Genomic DNA, 6,338 nt, shown 5'->3' on the forward strand with positions numbered 1-6,338 from the left:
TGGTGAACCGGCACGTATGGCAGATCCGTGCCGACGGGGGGTCCCGATGCTCGGGTTCATGGACTGGTCCGTCGTCGCGACGGGCTGCCTGCTGGTTCTTCTCAGCCTCGGCCACCGCCGGTGGGCGCGGGCGAAGATCCGCGAAGGAGCAAGCCCCCGCCAGGGCGTGCGCTTCTACGGGTTCCCCCTGCTCATGGGCCTTGGCCTGATCCTCGCCAGGGCGCCGCGCCTCTTGGGCGCACCCTTCGCCGTGGTGATGACTGCCGACTCGTTGAGTCTGGTGCTGGCGGTCACGGCGGCGCTGGTCCTGCTCGTACGGGGGAAGCGCCGGACCGGTTCCGGGCCGTCCGCCGGGTGATGGCCGAGCCTGCCCCGTGAACGGCGTGGGGCCCATGAGTCGATCACCCGAAGCGCCGACGCCTGCGGGCACTTTGACCACACGGGACGGCGCTGAGGCGACGCTGGGTCGTGCCTCACTTCACGGAGTGCGGCACGCCCCAATGCGAGGCCACGAAGCGATCAGGTCAGAGAGCTTCCTTGTTGTCCTTGGGCGCCTGCCCCGACTTGTGTACCGGGGGCAGAACACTCCACGGGAAGTTGATCCAGTCGTCCGTGCGCTTCCACACGTACTCGCACTTCACGAGCGAGTGGGACTTCTCATAGATCACTGCGGAGCGGACCTCGGCGACGGTCTCGAGGCAGAAGTCGTGGACCAGCTTCAGGGTCTTGCCGGTGTCGGCCACGTCGTCGGCGATCAGCACCTTCTTGTCGGTGAAGTCGATCGCGTTGGGGACGGGGGCCAGCATGACCGGCATCTCGAGCGTCGTACCCACACCGGTGTAGAACTCCACATTCACCAGGTGGATGTTCTTGCAGTCGAGGGCGTAGGCGAGGCCGCCCGCCACGAACACACCGCCGCGCGCGATGCTGAGCACGATGTCCGGCTCGTAGCCGTCGTCCGCGATGGTCTGCGCGAGCTCGCGGACGGCCCGTCCGAAGTCCTCGTAGCTCAGGTTCTCCCGTATGTTGGTCATGTCCGGCTCACACCTGGGTCCGATGGAAGTTGACGAAGGAGCGCGAGGCGGTGGGTCCGCGCTGGCCCTGGTAGCGCGAGCCGTAGCGCTCACTGCCGTAGGGGTACTCGGCCGGCGAGCTGAGCCGGAACATGCACAGCTGCCCGATCTTCATCCCCGGCCACAGCTTGATCGGCAGGGTGGCGAGGTTGGACAGCTCGAGCGTGACATGGCCGGAGAACCCGGGGTCGATGAACCCGGCGGTGGAGTGGGTCACGAGCCCCAGCCGCCCGAGGGAGCTCTTGCCCTCGAGCCTCGACGCAAGATCGTCGGGCAGCGTGATGACCTCGTACGTCGAGGCGAGCACGAACTCCCCGGGGTGCAGGATGAACGGCTCGTCGCCCTCCGGCTCGACCAGCCGGGTCAGGTCGGCCTGCTCGATCGAGGGGTCGATATGCGGGTACTTGTGGTTCTCGAACACCCGGAAGTAGCGGTCCAGCCGCACATCGATGCTCGAGGGCTGCACCATGGTCGGATCGAACGGGTCGATCACGACCCGGCCCTTGTCGATCTCGGTCCGGATGTCCTTGTCTGAGAGAAGCACGCCCCGAGAATACGCAAGGCGCGTGGAGTCGCCACAATCGTGACGACTCCACGCGCCTTCATCGCTTGCCGCTACTGCTTCTCCAAGGCCACCGGTACCGCGCTGCGGAGCCGGGCACAGCGCGGACACCGGACGAGCCGTCCGGGCCCGAGGCGCTCGGCCTGCTGCATCGGGAACGAAGCGGTGCTGAACACGTGCCCCTCGGCACATCGGACGACGGTGCGCTCCATCAAGTCCTCTGAGTCCCTTCCCCAAGAACCTTCGTCTCACGTCCGCGACGGGACGGCGAAAGCCACATTACGGGATCAAAGGGACGGCTCTCCAGGCGGCACTCCGACCGCACAGGACCCCTCTCCACCGCCTCCACCGTACGCCCCAACTCCCGCCCCCCGCAGCCACATCCGCACCCCGAAGCGACAGCGGACCCCACGGCTGCGACACCGGGGGTCCGAGATGAGGTAGAGTGAGCGAGCGTTCGGACACCGGGCTGAGCCGGCGTCTTACGCGGGTGTAGTTTAATGGTAGAACATCAGCTTCCCAAGCTGAGAGCGCGAGTTCGATTCTCGTCACCCGCTCCAGATTGAAACCCCAGGTCGGTGGCCTGGGGTTTTGTTTGTTGTCTAGTCCAATTTTTGCAGCGTCGGCGAAATCGCTTACGCAAAGAAGCAGTTCACGACACCTGACGGACACGTAACGAGGGTCATGCACGGGCTGCACGCGGAGGTGGGTGAGCGACCGCGGATGCGGTCCTCGATCTCGTCGCGAATGGGGCGTACGGCTTCGACGCCCTGCCCGGCCGGTCCGTCCAACCTCCAGTCCAGGTAGGTCCTGCCTGGGAAGACGGGGCAGGTGTCACCGCAGCCCATGGTGATCACGACGTCCGACGCTTGGACGGCCTCGACGCTCACGATCTTCGGGATCTCTGCGGAGATGTCGGCTGAGACAGGTCGAAGGCCGGCGTGAGCCGTCAGTACCAGGCCGCCCACAGCGATGGCCGGCCGGGCGGTCACGAACAACAGGCCGGACCGAGTCGGCTTCGCAGCAGCCTCGGATCCACGCCGTCATCCCGAGCCACTAACTTCTCCTGTCGGTGTCAACGCCACTTCGATGGTCTCCCGGGACGGTGTGCAGCCGGCACCGCCGTCTTGAGACGCGCAGTGTTCCAGCAGCGCGGAGACCGGGCCGTCGACAAGCCGGTAGCGCACGATCCGGCCGTCCTTCTCGCCCTCGACGATGCCTGCGGTGCGCAGCAGGCGCAGGGCCTGGGAGACGGCGGCGTCCCTCATCCCGGTGGCGACCGCGAGGTCGGAGACGGCGATCGGGCCGGCCTCGTGGAGGGCGAGCAGCAAGGACAGGCGTCCCGGATCGGACAGCAGGGAGAAGCGGTCGGCCCATGCGCGTACGCGCTCGGGCTCGCCGACGGCGGCGATGGCCTCGCAGACCCGATGGCCGTCAATGGTGCGCCGCCCGGCGTGTTCCGGGGGGACGAGATGCATGCGGCCATCATCGCAGCCCCCTGTGTCGGGCTCCATACCTGCTCAGGTATGCAACCTTGCAAGCGACTCCTCGCCCCTTCTAGGGTGGGCGGGCCGTGGTGTTCGGGAAGACCGGTGAAAGCTCTCAGGGGCTCAGTCCGGAGCGGCCCTCGCCACTGTGATCGGGAAGTTCCCGCCCCATGCATTGCCACTGGCCTCGCGGCCGGGAAGGCAGGGGCGGGCGCGATGACCCGTCAGCCAGGAGACCGGCCGCGGCATCACGAAGCTGATCCACGAGGTGCTGGAGCGTGACTGTATGACCGTGTCCCAAGGTGTGTCCGAAACCGCCGCCGCCCCGTCCTTTCGCTGGCGCCGCGAGGACACCGTCCGAACCGCCGGGCTGCTGGCAGTGATCATCGCTCTCCATGTGGTCGCGTTCGGGATCCTGTTCCTGCTCGTGATCCCGCATCACTACGAGGTCGGCTCCAAGGCGTTCGGCATCGGGTTGGGCGTCACGGCGTACACGCTCGGCATGCGGCACGCCTTCGACGCCGACCACATCGCCGCCATCGACAACACCACCCGCAAGCTGATGGCCGACGGCAAGCGGCCGGTGTCTGTCGGGTTCTGGTTCGCCCTCGGGCACTCCAGTGTCGTGGTCGCGATGGCCGCGCTGGTCGCCGGGGGCGCGAAGCTCGCGGGCACCCTGATGAACGACGGCTCCCGCACCCACCAGGTCCTGGGCACCGTCGGCACCACCGTCTCCGGAGGTTTCCTTTACCTCATCGCCGCCCTCAACCTCGTCGCGCTGTTCGGCATCCTGCGGGTCTTCCAGGCCATGCGCGCCGGCCACTACGACGAGGCGGAGCTGGAGGCGCACCTGGACTCGCGCGGCTTCATGAACCGCATCCTCGGCCGGCTCACCAAGTCCATCCGTCGGCCGGGCCAGATGTTCCCGCTCGGCTTCCTCTTCGGCATCGGCTTCGACACCACGACGGAGGTTCTGCTCCTCGCCCTGGCCGGCAACGGCGCCGCCGCCGGGCTGCCCTGGTACGCGGTCCTGTGCCTGCCGCTGCTGTTCGCGGCCGGCATGAGCCTGTTCGACACCCTCGACGGCACCTTCATGAACTTCGCCTACCAGTGGGCGTTCTCCAATCCGGTGCGCAAGGTGTTCTACAACCTCACCATCACCGGCCTGTCCATCGCCGTGGCCTTCTTCGTCGGCACCATCGAACTCGTCGGCGTCCTGCACGACAAGCTCGGCCTGAGCGACGCGGTCACCGGCTGGATCACCGGGCTGGACCTGGACAACGTCGGCTACGTCATCGTCGGTCTGTTCGTGGTCGTCTGGGCCGTGGCGGTCGCGTACTGGCGCCTGGCCAAGGTCGAGGAACGCTGGAGCGCCCGTACCGCCGACACCGGCTGACGGCGGCGCAACCGTGGCCCCCGACCGGCACCCCTGTCATGCCTCTTCACACGCACCGCGCGTGCCATGAGTCGTTGGAAAGTGCCACCGAGTTCCCGCCGCGTGACGTGGTGTTCCCCATGAGTTGGGGCCGTTTCACCGACCACGCGCACCGGGCATCGTCGAAGTGCCGGACCGCCCGGCGCGCCGGAAGGGACGAGGTACACAGATGCCCGAGACAAGCCCGGAACCGATCGCGACCTTCTGCGGGAACTGCAACTGCGGTTGTCCCCAGCTCTTTCTCGACCCGGACGCACCCGAGGACAGGCGGGTGCGCATCACCGACGACTTCGGACAGCAGGTGCAGATGAGCGAGGAGCAGTTCACCGACCTCGTCGCCCAGGCCAAGTCCGGCGCCCTGGACCGGCTGACCGCGACCCCTGCGTGATACCGGTGCACTGGCGGGGGAGCAGCGGCAGATCAGGTCCCGCGGCAAGCGGGCGGGTGGTGCCGCTCCCCGTGTTCCTCGGCATTTTGATCAGCGGCGTCTGCGTAGACGCCGCCTGGCCTCCGCAGCCCCAGGGCCTCTGAGGTGCGACTTGTGAGGACCCGAGACCGCCGACTCCACCAGCAGTAAGAGCAACCCGCTCAGTACCAGCCCCGGGGCGCAGCCCACCAGGGCCCCGGGCATACCCCCCACCAGGGAGCCCAGCCAGGCACAACCGCTCGCCAGCACCGTCACGGTGGCGGCAATCAGGAGCCACGCCCCGCCGCTCCGTGACCCCAGGTGTCCGGCTCGGGCTGGCTGCTGTTGCCACGGCCAGACCTGCGGTGTCCGTTTCCTCGGCACTCGTACGGGACCTGGCATCCGGCCATCCCTCCTCCGCCCGATCGACGCAGTTCCGCCATCGCGTTCGATCCGGGCTGCGGGGAAGTCCTTCCCCGCCACCGCAGGCCGGAACCCGCAGGGCCGCGGCCCCGACGTCTGGCAGCGTCCTAAGGGCCGGCGCTCCAGCGGCACGTTTTCCGGACCGCTGCTGTCATATTCCCTCCCGGCCTGCGCGCACCGCCACCGCGAGCGTCTTCGCGGCCCCGCTGTGTTCGAAGTGCAGGGTGCACGCCACGAGGTCACCGGACTGCGCCGGGCGAGCCCGATCGCGTCCGCGAGGGCCTCGATGTCGCCGCGCACCAGCGTGAGGTCGGCGGCGCCGATGGCCACGTCGGTGCCGCTGCCCATGACGATGCCCAGGTCGGCACCGGCGAGCGCGGCGGCGTCGTTCACGCCGTCGCCGACGACCGCGACCCCGTAGCCCTGCTCGCGCAGGTCCCGGACGAGGGCGGCCTTTTCCTCGGGTGTGCGGCGGGCGTGCACCTCTTCGATGCCCAGGTCGCAGGCGACGGCCCGGGCGGGCGCCTCGCGGTCGCCGGTGGCGAGCACGGGGCGGACGCCGAGGCGTCGCAGACGGTCGACGGCCCGGTAGCTGCCGGGGCGTACGACGTCCCCGATCTCGATCAGGGCTTCGGCCACGCCGTCCACGCGGACCAGTACGGGCGTGTGGGCGGCGGCTTCGGCCACCGGCAGGGCGTCCGCGAGCGCTCTGCGCGCGCAGGCAGGTCCGACGATCGTTGCCAAGCCACCGCCTTCATGGACACCGGCGGACGGCGCGGCGCCGAGATCGAACTCCTGAAGCGGATGTCGCAGGTTCGAATCCTGCCGGGGGCACAAGGGGAAAGGCCCCGGACCAAACCTTGAGTTCTAGGAGTCGTCGCAACACCCCAGCCCAAGGGGTGCGATGGAGTTCCAGATCCGCAAGGTGCGGACGGTGGCCCAAGGCCGTAAG

The 6,338-nt window shown here is 68.5% G+C and carries 5 protein-coding genes, 1 tRNA gene, 3 pseudogenes and 1 riboswitch; of the genes and pseudogenes, 4 read left to right on the forward strand and 5 right to left on the reverse strand.

Annotated elements, in window-relative coordinates:
- Positions 1-58: 58 nt before the first annotated feature.
- A complete protein-coding gene (locus ACFY2Z_RS32215; protein ID WP_390747598.1) occupies positions 59-358 on the forward strand; it encodes a hypothetical protein in 300 nt (99 codons plus the stop codon).
- A 166-nt stretch (positions 359-524) separates the two neighbouring features.
- Here the strand turns inward: ACFY2Z_RS32215 and ACFY2Z_RS32220 are convergent, their stop codons facing one another.
- Together ACFY2Z_RS32220 and dcd are read right to left on the reverse strand one after the other, a co-directional pair.
- Entirely contained in the window at positions 525-1,034 is a 510-nt protein-coding gene (locus tag ACFY2Z_RS32220) for a phosphoribosyltransferase (RefSeq protein ID WP_390747599.1), read from the reverse strand.
- Between the two features lie 7 nt (positions 1,035-1,041).
- A complete protein-coding gene (gene dcd, locus ACFY2Z_RS32225) occupies positions 1,042-1,617 on the reverse strand; it encodes a dCTP deaminase (protein WP_390747600.1) in 576 nt (191 codons plus the stop codon).
- 504 nt (positions 1,618-2,121) lie between these two features.
- On the opposite strand from dcd, the gene ACFY2Z_RS32230 reads away from it, so the two are divergent.
- Positions 2,122-2,195 (forward strand) — tRNA-Gly (locus ACFY2Z_RS32230).
- 75 nt (positions 2,196-2,270) lie between these two features.
- Here the strand turns inward: ACFY2Z_RS32230 and ACFY2Z_RS32235 are convergent.
- Positions 2,271-2,561, reverse strand: a pseudogene (locus ACFY2Z_RS32235) (hypothetical protein); the annotation flags it as partial.
- 216 nt (positions 2,562-2,777) lie between these two features.
- A pseudogene (locus ACFY2Z_RS32240) lies at positions 2,778-3,113 on the reverse strand (ArsR/SmtB family transcription factor); the annotation flags it as partial.
- 65 nt (positions 3,114-3,178) lie between these two features.
- A riboswitch (cobalamin riboswitch) is annotated at positions 3,179-3,382 on the forward strand.
- Between the two features lie 26 nt (positions 3,383-3,408).
- On the opposite strand from ACFY2Z_RS32240, the gene ACFY2Z_RS32245 reads away from it, so the two are divergent.
- Positions 3,409-4,518, forward strand: coding sequence for a HoxN/HupN/NixA family nickel/cobalt transporter (locus ACFY2Z_RS32245; protein WP_390747601.1), 1,110 nt, complete (start codon positions 3,409-3,411; stop codon positions 4,516-4,518).
- 208 nt (positions 4,519-4,726) lie between these two features.
- Entirely contained in the window at positions 4,727-4,945 is a 219-nt protein-coding gene (locus tag ACFY2Z_RS32250; protein WP_390747602.1) for a hypothetical protein, read from the forward strand.
- A gap of 687 nt (positions 4,946-5,632) precedes the next feature.
- Here ACFY2Z_RS32250 and ACFY2Z_RS32255 read toward each other — a convergent pair.
- Positions 5,633-6,091: pseudogene (locus ACFY2Z_RS32255) on the reverse strand (HAD-IC family P-type ATPase); the annotation flags it as partial.
- Positions 6,092-6,338: the final 247 nt, after the last annotated feature.

This window comes from Streptomyces sp. NPDC001222 (genome assembly GCF_042896945.1).
Taxonomy (GTDB): Bacteria; Actinomycetota; Actinomycetes; order Streptomycetales; family Streptomycetaceae; genus Streptomyces; species Streptomyces gibsoniae.